The 18,638-nt window shown below is 42.5% G+C and carries 11 protein-coding genes and 1 tRNA gene; 9 read left to right on the top strand and 3 right to left on the bottom strand.

Features of this window, described 5'->3' with window-relative positions; translation table 11 throughout:
* Window positions 1–176 precede the first annotated feature (176 nt).
* Window positions 177–1,502 (bottom strand): hypothetical protein, encoded by a 1,326-nt coding sequence (locus ACLD5M_RS01600; protein WP_410314429.1) that lies wholly within the window; start codon window positions 1,500–1,502, stop codon window positions 177–179.
* Between the two features lie 110 nt (window positions 1,503–1,612).
* On the opposite strand from ACLD5M_RS01600, the gene ACLD5M_RS01595 reads away from it, so the two are divergent.
* The 3 genes from ACLD5M_RS01595 to ACLD5M_RS01585 all read left to right on the top strand — a co-directional run bounded on the left by ACLD5M_RS01595 (window position 1,613) and on the right by ACLD5M_RS01585 (window position 5,991).
* Complete coding sequence (locus tag ACLD5M_RS01595) at window positions 1,613–1,885, top strand: hypothetical protein (RefSeq protein ID WP_410314428.1); 273 nt, start codon at window positions 1,613–1,615, stop codon at window positions 1,883–1,885.
* Window positions 1,886–1,966: 81 nt separating this feature from the next.
* Window positions 1,967–3,754 carry a PASTA domain-containing protein gene (locus tag ACLD5M_RS01590; RefSeq protein WP_410314427.1) on the top strand — a complete coding sequence of 596 codons (1,788 nt, stop codon included), beginning with the start codon at window positions 1,967–1,969 and terminating at the stop codon, window positions 3,752–3,754.
* Between the two features lie 350 nt (window positions 3,755–4,104).
* On the top strand, window positions 4,105–5,991 hold the full coding sequence (locus ACLD5M_RS01585) for a PASTA domain-containing protein (protein ID WP_410314426.1): 1,887 nt from the start codon (window positions 4,105–4,107) through the stop codon (window positions 5,989–5,991).
* A 132-nt stretch (window positions 5,992–6,123) separates the two neighbouring features.
* Here ACLD5M_RS01585 and ACLD5M_RS01580 read toward each other — a convergent pair whose 3' ends face one another.
* Window positions 6,124–6,564, bottom strand: a complete 441-nt coding sequence (locus ACLD5M_RS01580; RefSeq protein ID WP_410314548.1) for a hypothetical protein — start codon at window positions 6,562–6,564, stop codon at window positions 6,124–6,126.
* On the opposite strand from ACLD5M_RS01580, the gene dnaG reads away from it, so the two are divergent.
* Both dnaG and ACLD5M_RS01570 read left to right on the top strand, forming a co-directional pair.
* The gene (gene dnaG, locus ACLD5M_RS01575) at window positions 6,563–8,638 is read left to right on the top strand and encodes a DNA primase (RefSeq protein ID WP_410314425.1); all 2,076 of its coding nucleotides are present in this window, start codon (window positions 6,563–6,565) and stop codon (window positions 8,636–8,638) included. The genes ACLD5M_RS01580 and dnaG overlap by 2 nt on opposite strands.
* A gap of 66 nt (window positions 8,639–8,704) precedes the next feature.
* A complete protein-coding gene (locus ACLD5M_RS01570) occupies window positions 8,705–9,670 on the top strand; it encodes a nucleoside hydrolase (protein WP_410313499.1) in 966 nt (321 codons plus the stop codon).
* A gap of 207 nt (window positions 9,671–9,877) precedes the next feature.
* Here the strand turns inward: ACLD5M_RS01570 and ACLD5M_RS01565 are convergent, their stop codons facing one another.
* Window positions 9,878–11,629, bottom strand: a complete 1,752-nt coding sequence (locus ACLD5M_RS01565; protein ID WP_410314424.1) for an acetolactate synthase large subunit — start codon at window positions 11,627–11,629, stop codon at window positions 9,878–9,880.
* A gap of 274 nt (window positions 11,630–11,903) precedes the next feature.
* Between ACLD5M_RS01565 and ACLD5M_RS01560 the strand changes: the two genes are divergently transcribed.
* From ACLD5M_RS01560 to ACLD5M_RS01545, 4 genes are all read left to right on the top strand, one after another.
* The gene (locus ACLD5M_RS01560) at window positions 11,904–13,097 is read left to right on the top strand and encodes an SLC13 family permease (RefSeq protein WP_004135370.1); all 1,194 of its coding nucleotides are present in this window, start codon (window positions 11,904–11,906) and stop codon (window positions 13,095–13,097) included.
* A 102-nt stretch (window positions 13,098–13,199) separates the two neighbouring features.
* Window positions 13,200–13,272, top strand: a tRNA-Arg gene (locus ACLD5M_RS01555).
* A 329-nt stretch (window positions 13,273–13,601) separates the two neighbouring features.
* On the top strand, window positions 13,602–16,289 hold the full coding sequence (locus tag ACLD5M_RS01550) for a Rib/alpha-like domain-containing protein (protein WP_410314423.1): 2,688 nt from the start codon (window positions 13,602–13,604) through the stop codon (window positions 16,287–16,289).
* A gap of 218 nt (window positions 16,290–16,507) precedes the next feature.
* Window positions 16,508–18,343 (top strand): SpaH/EbpB family LPXTG-anchored major pilin, encoded by a 1,836-nt coding sequence (locus ACLD5M_RS01545; protein ID WP_410314422.1) that lies wholly within the window; start codon window positions 16,508–16,510, stop codon window positions 18,341–18,343.
* Window positions 18,344–18,638: the final 295 nt, after the last annotated feature.

Below are 18,638 nucleotides of genomic sequence, written 5' to 3'. Positions count from 1 at the left end.
TTTCCGTTCTGGCTTTATTTGGCCACATTTGCCGTGTTATTTTCCCGGCGTTTGTTTCCGCTATGGCGTTATGTGGAAACATTTGCCGTGTATTCCCTCGGCGTTTGTTTTCGCTCTGGCTGTGTTTGACCACATTTGCCGTGAGTAAAGAGATTACGCTAACTGATTTTAACTAACTAATAATCAATCTTAGGTACGCCTGCATTGAGTAATAAGTTTTCAAGTTTTTCAGGATCTATTACATCAGTAAAATCAAAACGAACTATATTACTTACCCCACAATTTAGCAGGAAACGCTCCCTTTTATGCTCACGCCGCACTGCATCTCTGTCGTAATAATGTAGAATATTAATCCCAAAAGAGTCAGTTAAGCTATTGTCATTCTCTGAATTATTGTTTGCTAATTTATTTACGTTTCCTATTGCATTCTTGCCATTTATATCGATTTCGTTACTTTCAATACTATCTATATCTGCCCAACTAGCAGCTAAATATTTATCTGTACCGTCAAGTTCGCCGACAATTAGTTTTTTGTTAATTTCCCATGCGAAATCTACTCTATACGGCCATTTTGGATTGTTTTCATTAAAAAATTCTCGCTGTAACTCTGGGTTTTTAAATCCAAGTTCAATCATTGTTGCTCTGGCCAGTGATTCTCCACTATTTTCGCTTTTACCATTTGCAAGTCTGCACAGTATGAGAAGTCTAGCTAAAATGTCGCATTCGTTTACGTAACTAATTATCGAATGCTTATCTTTTAAATATGGCACATCTTGGAACGATGGTGCATCATATTGATATCGGAATTCTTCGTAAAATTCTGAGCACACTTTATAAACTTTTTCAAGATCTACATTGTTTTTTGCTGCAGAATCAAAAATAGGAAGAGCGCGTCTAAAAGGAAGAGTCCACGCGCACACGAATAGTATGTTGTATATACTTGCAACATGTTGCATGGCTTTATCTTTTGGAGTCTCTAAATGCCCAAAATTTGTTGTGGGAATATTTCGTTGCTTATTATCGGATTTTTTCTGCGCAAAATTGAATGTTTCGATGCGGATTCCCAATTCGTCGTCTACAATATCTGGCAAATGTACGCGTTGAAGCTGACGGCTAGCTCTAGTATATTCTTCTTGCGAGTTTTTTGAGGTTACGTATTTTTCTTCGTAAGGACACGAAACGTAGACTTTAGTCGGTTTTCCATAATCATTCGGAGTGATAGCTGTGTCCAAATTCAGCATTACAGCTCCGGTTTCTCCGGTAAACTTCCATGATAAGATTTTTATTTTCTCTTGTAGAGATAGTGCAATGTGAAGAATTTTGTCTTTGTATAAAAGTTTATTCCAATGCTCAGCTCGAGTATACAAGCCATAGTATGGCTCGACAAGATGACCGGATTGCAAGTGTCGTCTCAAACTCTTGCGAGAGCTGGTTTTTGATGCCATTAAGCATCTGCCGGCATTTTCTTCTTCTAAAATTGAATGCATTAGATTGTTTAACATGTTGCTGATACTATTTGCGTTTTATTTATTAAACAACTTAAATTTACGATTGTGGTTAAAAGCTGTTTTGACCACAAACTCCGTGTTATTTTCTGGCGTTTGTTTTCGGTTTGGCTGTGTTTGACCACATTTGCCGTGTTATTTTCCGGCGTTTGTTTCCGTTCTGGCTTTATTTGGCCACATTTGCCGTGTTTTTTCTCTGGCGATTGTTTCTGTTCTGGCGTTATGTGGAAACATTTGCCGTGTTTTTTCTCTGGCGTTTGTTTCCGTTCTGGCGTTATGTGGAAACATTTGCCGTGTTTTTTCTCTGGCGTTTGTTTCCGTTCTGGCGTTATGTGGAAACATTTGCCGTGTTATTTCCCTGGCGTTTGTTTCCGCATTAAAAAATCAAGTAAGTAGCTGTAGTATAGAAAATAGAATTCATTTTATAAATGAGATTGTTGAGTGCGTTATAGAAGGTTTCGATGTTTTGTATAAATTGCGGAAATAAGATTGATGAGGGAGATAAGTTCTGCGGTTTTTGCGGAGCTGTAGTTGAAAGTGAAGTGAATCCTCAAGGTCACCAACCGCAGCAACAACCAACGCAGCAACCAACTCAGCTGGAACAGCAACCACAGCAAACGCAAGACAATCCGTCAGCGCAACCAACTCAACCAACTCAGCCAACTCAATCGAAACAACCAAGCCCAAATAAAGCGGATCTTCTTAACAATCGCAAGCGTCTTGCAATTATGATTACCAGCATCGTCCTGTCAGTAGTGCTTATTCTTGCCGGAACAGTCTGGTATTTCACTAGAAACACTTCTACTACTTTTATGGGCTTAAATTCAAATCCGGCAGTAATCCCTAAAGCAAAAGCTGGAGACAATGCGGATCAAGTTGTAAAATCCTTGGAAAATAACGGTTTCCGTACGAAAATTATAGACGAATTTGGCGGCGAAAAGAAGGGCAACTTCCTTCGATACGAAAACGTTAAGCCGGGTTCTAAAGTGTCAACTAAAACAGTTGTGAAAATTTTAAGATCTAAAGGCCCTGGCGTTCCTGCGAAAGGCGTTGTTGGAGCAAGTTTAGAAAATGCCAAGAAAATTGTGAAGTCAATGGGCGTTCCAGTAAAACTGCATCACGTTCCTTCTACTGATGCTGCTGACGGTAAGATTGTTGCGTCTAGCCCGATGCCTGGAAATGCTGTTGGTAAAGACGGTGTAATAAATATTGCGGTTGGCGAAAAGTGCGATGGCGTGCCGGTTGACGTGTTTGGCTTAGATAAAGACAAAGCCAAGGACATGTTGTCTTCTAAGCCTTTCAGCGTGGATCTTCGCCCGAAGTTTTCTTCTGCAAAGTATTTCGGCAAAATCGTTGGCGCCTACCCGGCTTTGGGTACTAAAGGAAATCCTAAAGCCGTAACGCTTTACTATGGTGTTGACGCATCCAAAACAAAAGATGTAGTAACAGAGCCAATGGATTACAACGGCAAAACAGCCTACGTAGTGGACAGAGCTGGTTCTTTCGTAGGAAAATGGTGCACAAAAGACAACAAGTGCATAAAACTTGTCCCTGAAGATATTCTCGGAGAGAGCAATAGAATCGGCGGAGTAATGACATCCGAAGTTGCCAAAAATACTCCTCCCAATACTTTATACAATATAAATGCTCTATACTTGAGTTCATGGGGTCCAGACCCATCAGATTACGCAGTATTCGATAAGAATCTTCCAAATACTTCAATCATGCGTAATCATCTTATTTCCGGCGATACAGGAACTGTTGAATTATATGCTGGCCGAGAATCGCTTCGTTGCGACGGACACGCTATTTATAATTTTGGTGATCCTTCTCTGTGTGTAAACGGTAAATATCTTGGTGCTGCTGACATGGCAGATAACAAAATTGATCGCGAAGCAGCCTTGGAAGATCCAGGTGTAAACGTAGGTCTTTATTACGTAATGCAAGATTTTATGGTGGTTGTGCCTGTTGGTGCGAAATTCGATAAGCTTGTAAATAGCGGATATTTCGCTGGAAAAGTTGAAAATAAGCCTGATTTGACACGACCATTTATTTTGCGCAGAAATCCTAAACTATACAAAGAAACGCGCAAGAATTTGGCCCCTGGAGAAGTCAATTGGATTGATCCTTTTGTACCTACGGAGCGTAGTCGCGCAGTGCCGTTCGCACCCGCCCCGGATGATTCGAACGCGTACTATCTTGTGGAAGAGCCTTTCGACTGGAGTGCAATTCCTAGCGAATCACTGTGATTTGGCCGCGTCTAACCACATTTGCCGTGAATATTCCCGTCATTTGTTTCCGTTCTGGTGTTATGTGGAAACATTTGCCGTGAATATTCCCGTCATTTGTTTCCGTTCTGGTGTTATGTGGAAACATTTGCCGTGAATATTCCCGTCATTTGTTTCTGTTTCGGCGTTATGTGGAAACATTTGCCGTGTTATTTCCCTGGCGTTTGTTTCTGTTTCGGCCTCAGCTGACCACATTTGCCGTGTTTTTTCCCGGCGTTTGTTTCCGCATTAAAAAATCAAGTAAGTAGCTGTAGTATAGAAAGCAGATTTTTCTGTAGATGAGATTGCTGCGCGCACGAGAGAAGGCTACGATGTTTTGTACAAATTGCGGAAATAAGATTGACGAAAGTACCAAGTTTTGCGGTTTTTGCGGAGCTGTTGTTGAAAATGAAGCTCAGCCGGACTACCAGCAGTCTCAGCCGCAGCAGTCTCAGACGCAGCAGCCGCAATATGATTCGCAATACCAGCAGCAGCCGCAACAACCGTACTATAATCAACAGCAAACCCAATGTCAGCCGCAATATAATCCGCAGACGCAATACCAGCAGCCGCAATATAATCCGCAAAACTCTCAACCAAATCCCGATAAATTAACAAGCTCAAACAAAGCTAATCTTCCCAAAAATCGCAAACTAATTATCATCAGCGCATGCGTTATAGCAGCGGTTGCAATTATTGCGGCGGTAGTCTTCCTCTTTGCTTCTCCGCATTTTCGTAAAGCAGCGCCATCTGAACGCATAGTCGTACCTAAAGCAAAAACTTCACAATCTGCGCAAGATGTTGTACGTGAACTGCAAGAAAAAGGTGTTGAAACTCGCTTAGTAAAAGATTTCGGAGGAAGTAAACCAGGTAATTTTGCGCGATATCAAAACGTAAAACCTGGGCAAGTTATTCACGGAAATCACGTTGTAACGGTCGTTGAATCCAAAGGTCCTGGAATGCCGGAAAAGGGAGTAATTGGAAAAACTGTTGAAGAAGCGACTCCGCTATTAAAATCAATGGGAGTTCCAGTAAAAGTTTACACAGTAGCATCACTTCATCCTGGAAAAATCGCCGCAACTAACCCAATGCCAGGCGAGCCTTTAGATGAAAATAAAGAAATTTTCATAGGCATTGGAGAAGAAGATAAATATCCTGATAGCGGCAGGTCTGTTCCTGTTGAATTATTCGATAAAGATAAAGACGAAGCGTACAAAATGATGTCTGATGAAGGATTCAAAGTTAGACTTGTACCAAAATATTCATCCCGAAAACACTTAGGCAAAATTGTTGGGTCTAATCTTGGATTAGGGCAATCACATAGGGGAGATACCGACATAACGCTTTACTATGGCGCTGATGCTTCTGAAACTAAGAAAATGTTTACTTCAAAAAAGTACTATAGTGAATATTTAACTACAGTTGAAGTGTCGACGCTTACACCGTTTGTTGGAAAATGGTGCACTAAATCTGGAGATTGCTTAGAGTTTGAAATAGGGCATCATACAATGGAAGGTCCGGAAGAAAACACGGATCTTCTTCTTCGCGGACCTCATGCTATTGAGGATATAGCTAACGACGATAAAACACAGTATTATCACAGTTTTGGAATGTGGCAGTTTACTCAGAACCTCATAGGAAGTGCAATCAAAGTTTACGACAATGAGAAACATAATTCACTTCCTATGCAAAATACGTTACTATTTGGCGACACGGGAATGGTTGATATATTCCGTGATGGCGGTGATCCTTACTGTGGTAATGAAATATACACTTTGCCTGCAGGATCTTGCATTAACGGAAAATTTGTTTCGTATGAAGATTTAGATAAGAATCCTCTTTATTCAAGTTACGGACCTAGTTACGAGAAAATACCTGGAGGTAACAAGGGTATAACGTATAGGATGCGCGCATATTTCGTTCTTGTTCCGGTTAATGCAAAGCTCGACGAACTAGAAGCAAGCGGATTCTTTAAAGGCAAAGGCAAGACTAAACCGGATATGGATCGTCCGTTTATTTTGCGCAGAGATCCTAAATATTACAGTAAATCAGAGCAAATAGTTAATGCAAAAAATGGAGATATGACGCATAATCCATTTGTCCCAACTGAATTTAATAAGCCTGTGCCTTTTGCTCCAGCTCCGGATGATTCTAACGTTTACTACCTAGTTGAGAAGCCGTTTGATTGGGTTAGTTTCATTCAAGATAGGGAATTGTAAGCGCAAGTAAAAGAACGAATCCGTATAAAATTTGCTGGTCAAAGTAAGCTATGTACTCAAGTTCTGTACGTAAGTGATTTACGTAAGTGATTTACGCAGCGCTGTGCACAAGCGCTATGCGCTTAGCTTGATTTACAACGATTCGCTAGGAATTGAAGACCAGTCGAAAGGCTCTTCCACAAGATAGTACGCGTTCGAATCATCCGGGGCAGGTGCGAACTGAACCGCGCGTCCTTGGATAATACGGCAAATGTTTCCACATACCGCCAGAGTGGAAACAAATGCCGGGGAAATAACACGGCAAATGTGGTCAACTGAGGCCAGAACGGCAACAAACGCCGGGAAAATATACGGCAAATGTTTCCACATACCGCCAGAGTGGAAACAAATGCCGGGAAAATATACGGCAAATGTGGTCAAATAAGGCCAGAGCGGAAACAAACGCCGTGAATATTCACGGCAAATGTGGTCAAATAAGGCCAGAGCGGAAAAATGCCGGGGAAAATATACGGCAAATGTTTTCACATACCACCAATACCACTCGCCGCAGGTTTGCGATAAGCTAGATACCATGGTTGGAATGATCGCAAAAGAAGATATTGAGCGCGTGCGCGCTGTGGCAGATTTGTATGATATTGTGTCTGCAACTGTTACGCTTAAGCCTTCGGGAACTGGCACTTTTGTAGGTCTTTGCCCATTCCACGATGAAAAAACACCTAGTTTTAGCGTGCGTCCAAGTTTGGGCGTGTGGCACTGCTTCGGATGCGGTGCAGGCGGCGACGTTTTTAAGTATGTTGAGCAGAAAGAAAACATTGATTTTCGCGAAGCTGTTGAGTTTTTGGCAGATCATTACCACATTGAAATGCACTACCAGCAGGCAGAAAAAGGCGACTCTCAATCGCACGGTTCTAAGCGAGCCAGGCTTTTAGAAGCAAATGAAGAAGCTCAAAAGTTTTTCGCTTCAAATCTTAATACTGAGGAAGCTGCTGCCGCGCGCGAATTGCTTGCCGGACGAAACTTTACTCCTCAGCAAAGTGCGCGTTTTTCTTGTGGCTACGCTCCTAAAGGCTGGGATAATTTAGTCAGATACTTAGCGAATAAAGGTTTTACACGTCAAGAGCTGCTTGACGCTGGCTTAGCTAGACTTGGTCAGCGAGGAATATACGACTACTTCCGCGGTCGCTTAACTTGGCCTATTCGCGACTCGACTGGTAGAACTCTTGGCTTTGGTGCAAGGAAGCTTTACGACGACGATTCTATTAGCGCAAAATATATTAACACTCCCGACACTGCACTGTATCGAAAAACGCAAGTTTTGTACGGAATCGACTTAGCGAAAGCAAATATTGTTAAAAAGCGTCAAGTTGTAATTGTTGAAGGTTACACGGACGTTATGGCCTGCCATTTAGCTGGTGTTGATACTGCTGTTGCTACTTGCGGAACTGCTTTCGGCGTTGAACATGCGAAGATTGTGCGACGTCTTATTGCTGATGATTCTTTAGGTGCAATTCAGCTTGTTGGCCCTCTAAAGGTGGATGGTCAGTCGGTGAGTTCGCGCATCGTTTTTACTTTTGACGGTGATGCTGCAGGTCAAAAGGCTGCGCTTCACGCTTTTGGCTTAGATTCCGCATTTTTGACGCAAACTTTTGTTGCTGTAGCAGACAATAATCTTGATCCTTGTGATTTGCGTATTCAGCGCGGTGACGATGCTGTGCGCTCGCTGGTTTCGCACGCAAGTCCGCTTTATGACTTTGTTATCAATACTGTTATCAATCGTTTTGATACTTCGTTTACGACTGGCCAAATGGGTGCGGTGAAAGCTGTTGCGCCTCTTATTGCGCAAATTCGCGACCGTTCGCTTCTTGACTTGTATTCTCGCAAAGCTGTGCGCGCAATTGGTGTTGATTTAGCTGTTATGCGTAAGGAAGTTGAGGCTTCTCGCCGCCGTTTGCAAGTTCGCGACGACGATGCTTACGCATCTAGGTATAACGCTACTCCTGCAGGCTTGCCGCAGGCTGTTGCTGAGCGTGATGCAGATTCTAAAGCTTCTAGAATGGCTATTGTTCGAAGTGCTGCGCAAAATCAGCATTATTATCGCGTTGATGATGCTGTATTCATGTGCGAGCAGCAGTTTATGTCTTTGTTGCTGCAAGTTCCGCTTGCGTTTAATGAACAATTATTTGCGCAGCTTACGTTAAATAATTTTATTACTCCAGTTTTTAGAACGCTTTTCCAAGCATTTGTTGCTGCGGGAGGATTGCCGACTGGCAACGTTACACAAGGATTGTGGTTGCACATGATGACTAAAGCAGCTGGACCTTTGCTGGAGTCTGTTATTACTGAGCTTTCGGTAATGCCATTGCCGCTTCCTGCAGCTTCAGACTCGTTAGAAGATGCTGGCAATCGGCAGAATCAGCAATCTTCAAACGGGTCTCCTTCGGATTTCTTGCGGAAAGCTACTGTTGCAGAAAGCAAGTATGCGAACGAGCTGCTTATTAGACTTTTAGACGTTGGTTTTATGCGTAGAATTGGTGCAGCTCGAGCGCGTATGGCGAAACTTAAGGATGGTCAGGAAAAGCTTGAGCTTCTAGGGAAAATCACCTCAATGGAATCTGCCCGCAAAAATCTTCAGTCGCAAATTCTGTGAGAGTGTAAATATTGTAATCACATCTGAAACTACAGTTTCTATTAGTTGATGGGATATTTAGAATTTATGGAAAATCAAGGAATTTATTCTAAAAAGAAAATAATAATAGATACAGATTGTGGTTCGGATGATGCTATGGCAATTGCCATGGCTTTAAATGATCCTAGATATGAGATATTAATGTTTTGCACTGTATCGGGAAACGTGTGCATGGAACAAGCGACTATCAATACGCTTACTACTATCGAGCATGCTGGTTCATATGAGCCACCTGTATATAAAGGAAGCAGAAGCATGCTGTTGCGCGATTTGGCTTATGCTCATGAAACTCATGGTAGAGATGGAATGGGTGATATTGGTCTAGTGCCTCATCGTTTGAAAGAAAGTAATGGTAATGCTGTTTTGAAAATGATCGAAACTTTGAGAAACAGTGAAGATGGTGAAATAGACATTATTGCATTAGGGCCATTAACTAATATTGCTCTAGCTATTAAGGTTGATTATGAAGCGATGAAAAAAGTTGGTCGCATAGTCGTTATGGGATCTGCTGGTTTAGGCCGTGGAAATGTTTCTCCTGTAGCAGAATTTAATATTTGGCAAGATGCAGAAGCTGCAAAGATATTAGTTGATTCTGGTCTTAAAAATATTATGTTTGTTGGATGGGATGCATGCTTGGGAGAATGTATGCTGAATCCGCAAGAAATTGCTAATATTCGCAAAAGTGGAGAACTCGGTAAGTTCGCTATTGATTGTAATAGGGAATTAATGGAAATGAATGTTAGCCGTTTTGGGGATGCTTATTTAGATATGGCTGATCCATCTGCAGTTGCCGCTGCGTTATATCCTGAATGTATAAGCGAGTGCACAAAATATTATTGCCAAGTTGATGCAACTCCTGGACCAAGTTATGGCTCAGTTCTTGTTGATGCTAATTTCTTCTCTGGTAAAACTCCTAATGTTGAAATATGTAGTAGGCTTAATCCAGAAAAATATAAAAATTACATTTATCGTACTTTGCATGTTGTAGATTAGCAAAATTTGTTTTTACCAACATGCTTTCTATATAAATATACTTTAGTAGCTGACGCTACGCTCCAAATGCGAGATAGATTTCCCGCGTTTGGAGGGATTAGCTAAATAAAGCGCTCCAAACGCGAGACAAGTTGCGCGCGTTTGGAGGGATTAGCTAAATAAAGCGCTCCAAACGCGATACAAGTTGCGCACGTTTGGAGCAGCGCGTCAGTTACTAAAGTCAATATCGCCGAGTTTTTCAATAAGCTTCATATTCTCGCTGTAATCAACTGGGCAAGAAATCACGTCCACTCCGCTTTCCTGCTCCAAAGCCGCGCGCAGCATATTGTACAAATCCTCTGGCTTTTTAACAGCATGTCCGCGTGCGCCAAAGCTTTCAGCCAATTTTGGCACGTCCGGATTATGGAAATCAACGTATTCGTGCTCGCCTGCATGAAGCTCCATCTTCCACTTGATTAAGCCGTACGCGTTATCTTCCCAAACAAGAACAACCATGCGGCTTCCAACGCGCACAGCTGTTTCAATTTCTTGCACGTTCATCATAAAGCTTCCGTCGCCCATTACGGCCAAAACTGGTTTTGCGTTCATTTTGCCGCCAATATCGCGAATAAACGAAGCTCCAACAGCACCCGGAAGCGTCCAAGCCATAGTAGAAAGGCTGTTGTCTATTATGCAAGTATTCGGGTGCATAGTTGGGTACAAGCGTGCCATCCACATTTTCAAAGCGCCTGTATCTACAAGCACCTTCGTTCCTTCAGGCACAGCGCGGCGAATATCGTATACTACTCGCTGCGGTTTCATTGGCATGCTTTCGTCGTTTTCGCAAGAATGTAATTCTTCCGTAAGTAGTTGTCTAATACGAGGGTGGCTTACGTCGAAAGTTACGTTGCGCGTCTTTAATACTTCTGTAAGAGTTTTAAGCGTTTGGCCAATATTTGCCATAATGTTCAGCGCAGTAGGGTAGTGCGCGTCGGTATCTTCCACAAAAGTATTGATGTGAATAATGGTTTTATCAATATTTGGGTTGATTTTCTTAGGATCAAACTGCTGAATTGAAAAACCTACGGCAATAATCAAATCAGCCGTGTCAAAAGCGAAGTTTTCGTAGTCGCGATGCATAAATCCAACGACGCCAAGCGCATTCGGATGATTATCCGGGAAAACGCCTTTTCCTTCAAACGTAGTTGCAACTGGCACGTTAAGCTGCTCTGCAAAAGCAAGAAGCTGATCCTCAGCGTGAGAGCGCGCAACGCCGTTTCCAGCCAAAATAATAGGCTGTTTTGCTTTACTAATAATTTTCGCAGCTTCTTCAATAGTGTCCGGAGCTGGCATAATATGCAGCGGATGTGGAAGTGGAAGAGGCTTCGCGTCTTCAGGCGCTTGCATTTCGCTAATATCTTCCGGAATAACAAGGCACGTGGCTCCCGGACGGTTTCGGCCGGCAATAGAGAAAGCTTTTCGAACCATTTCCGGCGCAGATTCTGGAGCAAGCATCATAGAAGACCATTGCGTAATCGGCTGGAAGAGTGCAACCAAATCAATAATCTGATGAGATTCCTTATAAAGCCTAGAAACATTACCTTGTGCGCAAATAGCAACAAGCGGCGTAGTGCTTGCGTTTGCTTGAGCTACAGGAAGAGTAAGATTTAGTGCGCCAGGGCCTAAAGTTGCCAAGCATACGCCCGGTTTTCCAGTAATATGAGCGTATGTTGCTGCCATAAAACCAGCGCCCTGCTCGTGGCGAGTAAGCACAAAACAAATGCGACCGTCTCGCTCAATCGCCTCAAGAAGCGGAATATTTTCCTCACCCGGAATACCGAAAACTACTTCAACGCCTTCATTTACTAAGCATTCAACAATTAAATCTGCAGTGTTGCGCTTGTGGTTTTCGCGAAGATGCTTTTGGCGAGCAAGTTTTTGTTCAATCTTCTTATTTTCTGTTTCTTGTGTTTCAAACATATTCCGCTTCTTATGTAGTAAATAATTATTTGTTTATTGCCAACAAATTCTTTTCTACATAATATACGTATTCCTGTCTTTTGCGACATGCTTTGCTTATGCGCGTGTCACAAAAAAGGGCGGAATTTTGTGTTAGCTACTTTAGGCTAAATCACGCTATTAATAGTTGCTAATTTATTGCTATTGCAACGATTTTGTCGGGAGTTTAACCTGTTTGTGGGACTGGGTTTCTAGTACAATAGGAGCATTGTGTTTACTGCCTTACGGAGGAATGATGAAGCGCTGGCTGTTGAATCTGGTCAAGTGTGAAACCATTCTTATTGTTGCGGCTATTTTAGCGATTATTTCTTGTTTTTTCGTGCCTCCTGATTGGCAATATCTTGGATATATTCACGTGAACACAATTTCTCAGCTTGTTTGCCTAATGATGGTTGTGTGTGGATTCCAACGCATTGGTGTATTTCGTGCGATTGGCGCGCGTCTTTTAAGGCACGTTAGAACTGAGCGCGGGCTTGTGATTGTGCTTATGTCGCTAACGTTCTTTTCGTCAATGCTTATTACGAATGACGTTGCGCTTGTGACTTTCGTGCCGTTTGCTCTTTCCGTGCTTGTTATGGCAAATGCTGAAAAACGTTCGATTCTTGTAATCACGCTTATGACTATTGGCGCAAATGTTGGAAGCATGCTTACGCCTATTGGCAATGCGCATAACTTGTACTTAAAAGCGCTAACGCATATGTCTACTAAAGACTTTTTGACGATTATGGCACCGTATACGGTTACTGCTGCGGTGCTTATGATTGTGTTTGCTTTTGTGTTCTTTAAGTCTCGCAAAGTTGATCAGTTTGCAGGTTTGCATGGTGACGATATTGAGCAGAGCGTGCTTGCGCCTTCGCATGGACACCCGCAGCCAGATGAGATTCGCGTTATGGGCTACGGTATGAGCTTTACTCGTTGGCGTGTTATTGTTTACAGCCTGCTTTTTGTGGTTTGCTTGTGCGGTGTTAGCGGTTGGATTCCAGACTGGATTATGGTTGTGATTATGGTGGTGGCTTTCCTTCTTTGCGACCGTCATGTGTTCCGCGTGCTTGATTGGGCGCTTCCGCTTACCTTTATTATGTTCTTTATTTTTATTGGCAATATGCGCAGAGTTCCGGGCTTTAGTGATCTTGCACAAATGTGGGTCGGGTCGCATCCTATGGAAGTTTCTGTGGCTTCAAGCCAGTTTATTAGCAATGTGCCGACGACGATTTTGCTTTCGGGATTCTGTGATCAATGGAAGATGCTGATTATTGGTACGAATCTTGGCGGAATGGGTACGCTTATTGCTTCTATGGCTTCGCTTATTTCTTACAAGGGAATTACGCATCAGTATCCTGAGCATAGGGGACGTTATTTGCTTACGTACACGATTGTGAACGTGTTCTTCCTTGCGGTGTTAATGTCGCTTGCGTGGATTATTGAGTAGCGTTTTTGTAAGTTTTATAGGTGACTTTTATAGGCGATTTCTGTTATTTTCTGTTTTTAAGGCGCGTTGATAGTGCCGTTTTGATATAATAGCCATTTGTTTGCCTCTGTAGCTCAAAGGATAGAGCAACGGCCTTCTAATCCGTTGGTTGCGCGTTCGAGTCGCGTCGGGGGCACGATTAAATCTTGAAACGGTGTTTGGGTAATTACTGTTATTTTCTCAGTTCGTTAGCTGAGTTTTTAACAGTGTTTTGGTGATTACCGTTACTTTCTCAGTTAGATAACTGAGTTAGTAACGGTGCTGAGGCTACGGTTTATCATCAGCTTAGCTTTACACACTTTTTGGCCGTTTACCCTGCATTTCTTATTAGTTTAATTGATTTAAATTGCTTAAAAGTATTGGTGCAAATTAGTGCAAGTTGAAAAATTTGGATTATGAGCCAAAAATTTCCTGGGGGGGGGGGTATAGTATTTAAGGCTCGATATGCAGGGAGGAGATGTGTCGATGAGTGATTTACATCGCAATAGCCGTTTCCTTCGATTCTTGCGCTCAATTCGTAGTAAAACCACGTGTGTTCGTCGCGCGATTGTTGCGCTTTTTGTTGCAATTGCAACGGTTCTTGCCACTTTTATGATTATGCCATCCGCCTCTATGGGCGCTAGCCAGCAAAGCGAGACTAAACAGGTGCAAACTCAGAATGGGAATGCTGAGAATAAGACTGCGGCGGACAATAAGGCGCCTGCAAAAGGCGGAGCTGGCGTAAAAAACGAGTCTGCTGCACAGGACGAAGCTGATGCGAACAGCAAAGCTGAAGAATCTAAGACTGTAGAGCATAAAAATCCGCAACCTTCTGCCAAGCAAGGCGGCTCTGATGCGCCCAGCGCTCAAAATGTTGACACAGCGAAGCAGCCAAACAATTCTGTAGAAGGCGCAAAAAAGAACCTTAATAAAGACGCTGCTGAACGCGCCAAAAAAGAAGAATCTGCAAATAAATCTAATCGCCAAAAGCGTTCTGCAAAAGAAGATGATCGTGCTGCTGGTGGCGAGAGTATGGTTCCAGAAGCATGTCGAAAGATTGGTATAACTGAACTCGCAAAATGCTATGTAGCAGATTATAACTTTACAGATGCAAAAGGCAGAAAGAAACAAAAAATTAAAATAAGCAAAGCAGGTGAATCTCATACTGTAGAACCAGAGTTTCATCGTGTTACTGCCATTAATAAAAGAAACGGCAAGCCGACAATAGATAAAACAGACGTATCTGATAGTGTTAAAGGTCTTATTGATAGTTTCTCTTTAGAGAGGCTTTCAATTGACGATACTGCACTTGAGTCAAATAATGTAACTAATGATTTTGTTAAAGTAAATCCTACTTCTGGCGAAATTACAATACATCCTAATAAATGGTTGAATAAGGGCAGTTATTATGTGTTTGTAAAAGTAAAGTATAAAGACAATTCTACTTTTACTCATACTGAATACTGCACTAATAGTTGTAAATCTTTATATAATAAATCCTTACGCTTTAATATTCAATACGGCGGTTCTGTGAATAATAGTTTATCGTTAAAGGTTTACAATCACCAAGATTCTACAAATCGTACCGAAGTTGATGAAACTAACGGTGTTACTTTTACTTCGGATAAAGACGGAAAATTTAGCAAGATTACTACCCCGATTTTTATTGACAGCCAATCTTCGGGAGAGTCTTATCCTATTTATCATCGCATGGTTTGCCATAAAGATGGAGATGGAACTAAAGATAGTGATTACTACCTTAATTCAATTAATGGCTTAACTCTTAATGATAGTGCTGATGGCGCGTCTAGTTCAGCTAAATCGTCCACACAAAAGCAGTGGAGTCATACTTTTGGCAATCGCCCAACTGAAAAATCAGCTGATGATATATCTGCCTCTACAGTGTACGAGGATGATACTTTTGCAGAGCGCTCACAAAGCTGGATTACTGGCACGCCTAAAGAGGCTGGAACTTTTATATGCAAAGTTCTTGCGCTTAAAGATATTCGTGTATCATTTACAGGTGATAAACATGGATCTCACACATTTGTTTCAGTATTTGATAGAAAAATTAATGAGAGCAGTTCTGCTAGTAGTGATGGAACTAAAACACTTAAACAGAATCTTTTTGATAAGAATATAAACGTGGATTATATATTCAGAGCGCATAGCAAGCAGAATAACGACGTTGCAGGTTCATTTGATAATCCGTATGGCATTTTTGAATCGGGTACATACAAAAGAGGGGAAGTCTGGGACGTTAAGACCATTAAGATTGTTGTTAAGTCGAATAAACAGGATCAGCCTGAAGTTGGGGATAAAGATCTTACGCTGAAAGTGTATCCGTTTAAAAACGGCGATGGTTCGTTGCCGGCGGCGTTGTCTGACAAGAATAACAATATTTCTGCGATGCTCGGTATGGAGCTTAAGCCGTTTGTTGAAGCCACGTCTGCGGCGGATAGCGCGAATAAGATTACGTTGCGCGTGCTGTGCAAAGGCGAGAAGAAGAATGCTGCTGGTGGAGGTGGAGTTGCTTCGACTGGCGGTGCTGGCTCGACTGAAAGTGGTTCTGCTGTAGGTGGCTCAAATGGAGGTACTGCTGTCGGTGGTTCTACTAGCGGTACTGGCTCGCAACCTGTGCAGCCTTCTGGGCCGTCGCAAACTGCGGAAGCTACTTGGAGTAGTAGTCCTGATGGGCTTGGGTTGAGTGGTGTGCCTGCGGATACAGATCAAACTAGATGCAATAAGGCAAATGATGGGGATAAAGAATGTACTGCGAAGAACGTTGCGTCTCAAGCTTCTATGGAAGTGAGTATAAAGCCGACTAAGGTTGGCAAGTACCAGTGCGTTGTGTTTGCGCTAAAACCTAAAGCGCTTGACGCGTTTAATGATGCAATAAAAAATACTAAATCTGACAGCTTAACGCCTGAGTCAATAAAATCTGCGCTAACTAATGCTTCTCCTACGGCGTTTAAAGAAAACAAAGATTTTGCTGCTTTTAAGCTCAATATTGATTCGGTTAGCAATTTTACTTTGCCGCACACAGGCGAGTGGAATTGGAACTTGCAGCTGGGTGCTATAGCTGCCTTAATGGTGAGCGTGCTTGCCGCAGGATTTGTGGCAAGTCAAAGTGACTCATACAGAAAACTATTTTACGAAAGGCGGCGATGCTAATGTGAAAGCTGCCTACGTAATCGAAGAACAAAACAAAACATAAAATAAACGCACAAACAAGTGCCGAATGGGTACACAAACAAGTGCTTAGCAAGCACAAACAAGGCTCAATCGGTACGCAAACACACAGTAACAAAAACACAGTAACAAAACATAAAACACAAAAACAAAACAACTTATTCAAACTGCTCTTAGGAGCATCGAGTAAAGGAGAAAAGATGAATAAATTGACAAACAAGTGCGTGGCGGCGATTGCGTCGCTCGCGATGGCTGGCACGCTGTGCGTTGCTGGCGCCGTAACCATGTCCAGCGTTGCGTGGGGTGTGCCTCGTCCTCCTGTGCATCAAAATCCTATTGCGTCTAAGGCTCCGTGGGATAAGGAGAATAATACACAAACTGGTACCATCACTATTTTCAAGTGTGACGCTGCTGAAAGCAATTATGCGCCAACTGACGCTAATTCCCCTTCGTGCCCTGCGAAGCACAAGCCTCTTAAAGCAACATTTAAGGTAACAAAGGTTGAAAAAGTTAACGGTGAGACTCTTAACTACAAGTCTGAGAAAGATTGGGCTAAGTTAGCTGATGTTGTTAATGATTTGAATCGTAACGACGAGACCAAGATCGAGCTTGGAACTGGCGACGATAATGTGAAGACTCAAGAAACTGATGAAACTACCGGCCAAACAAAGTTCGATAATCTTTCTCTTGGCTTGTACAAAGTTGAAGAAACTAAGGCTCCAGCTGGCTACGGCGCAAATGATATGAGCGTGTTCTATATTACTTTGCCTTTGATTAAGCAGGGTAAGGATGGCAAGGCTGAGTACGATTACAAGCCAGTTGTGCATCCAAAGAATAAGAATCTTACTAGCACTCTTAAGAAGGTTTTAAGCACTGATAAGGGTGATAACTTTGTTGACGTTAAGGACGACATTGTTTACGAGATTAGTGCTGGCGTGAATCATCCTACTGGTACTTTGAATGCAGACAGTATTAAGGATTTTGCCGTTTTCGATGACGCTCCAACAGACGCATTTGACTTTACTGGTAATGATTTCGTTAAGTCCGTGACTGTTGGTGAGGGAGAAAAAGCTGTAGACCTTACTAATAAGACAGGTGAAACTGAAAACTATAGCGTTGTAATCGAATCCAATACTACTGATAATGCCTTTGACAATACGTATTCAAATGCTGATAAGCATGGTATTGCTGCTAAGCATACTCGTATTTTGGTTAAGTTCAGTCCTGCTGGCTTAGGCAAGATTGCCGATGCATTGAACAAGGCTAAAGGTGGCAACGAGCCTCAGGTTCATGTTAAGTTCAAGTTCAAGTTAAACGATACCTATAAGAGCGGTCAGGCTCCGACTACTGAAGGAACGCAAGAAACTAACGGTCATAACAAGATTGTGAATAAGTCTGGTTTCTTCAAGGCTCATTCCGATAACGCTGGTAAGGATCCAGATCCAGTTATTTCTGGTGATAGTGATGAGGGTACTAGAACTAGCACGTTTGGTTACCTTCAGGTAAACAAGCATGACAAGAAGACTGGCGATGGACTTACTGGTGCTGAGTTTAAGCTGTTTAACTCTAAAGATAAGGCAGATGCTTGCAACGCTGCTTTGTTGAAGAAAGAAACAGAGCAAAAAGCTGCAGGTACACAGCCTGCAGGTGAGGCAAGTGCTACTTCTGCTAATCCTTGCACAGATGGAGCATCCGCGAATTTCAATGGTAAAACTGTTGAGGGCGGTAAGTTCCAGGATGCTTTTAAGGCTCTTGCTGGTCAAGATATCTACCTTGTTGAGATGAAGGCTCCGAGTGGTTATATGCGTTACCCTGGTGCCGTTGCTGTAAAACTTGAGGAAGGTAAGACTAAAACTGTTGATTTCCCGAACAGTAAGATTGAGGATACAGGAATCAACACTCCATGGTTCAACCTTCCTGCAACTGGTGCTGCTGGCGTGATTATTTTCGCTGTTGCTGGCATGGGCTTGATTGCAGCAAGCGTGTTCCTCTACATGCGCAATCGCAAGGAAGAAGAACAGCAGCAGAATGCCTGATCTGCTTTCTAAAGCTGGTCTTGTAGTCTAATGGCAAGTGTGAGTCTAGGGTTTACTTAACTAAATCCTAGACTCATATTTGTGTGGTGAGATTTGAGATTTTTCGCACTGAGCGAGGCGAACGTCAGAGCCGAAGGCTGCTGATTCGTCGAGCGAAGAAGAAAAATCGAAAAATCTCTGCTATTAGCACGGTTATTAACGAATTAGCACGCAGAGTTTGGGGGATTTCTTTACGAGCACTAAAAGAGGACTGAGAAGCTACATTCTTTAAGAAAGGCGAACACACTAAACGTCT

Origin of the sequence: Gardnerella sp. Marseille-Q9185, assembly GCF_046508745.1 — a bacterium.
Lineage (GTDB): Bacteria > Actinomycetota > Actinomycetes > Actinomycetales > Bifidobacteriaceae > Bifidobacterium > Bifidobacterium greenwoodii.
Note: the sequence above shows the minus strand (reverse complement) of the source record. Positions and strands in the feature narration are given on the sequence as shown.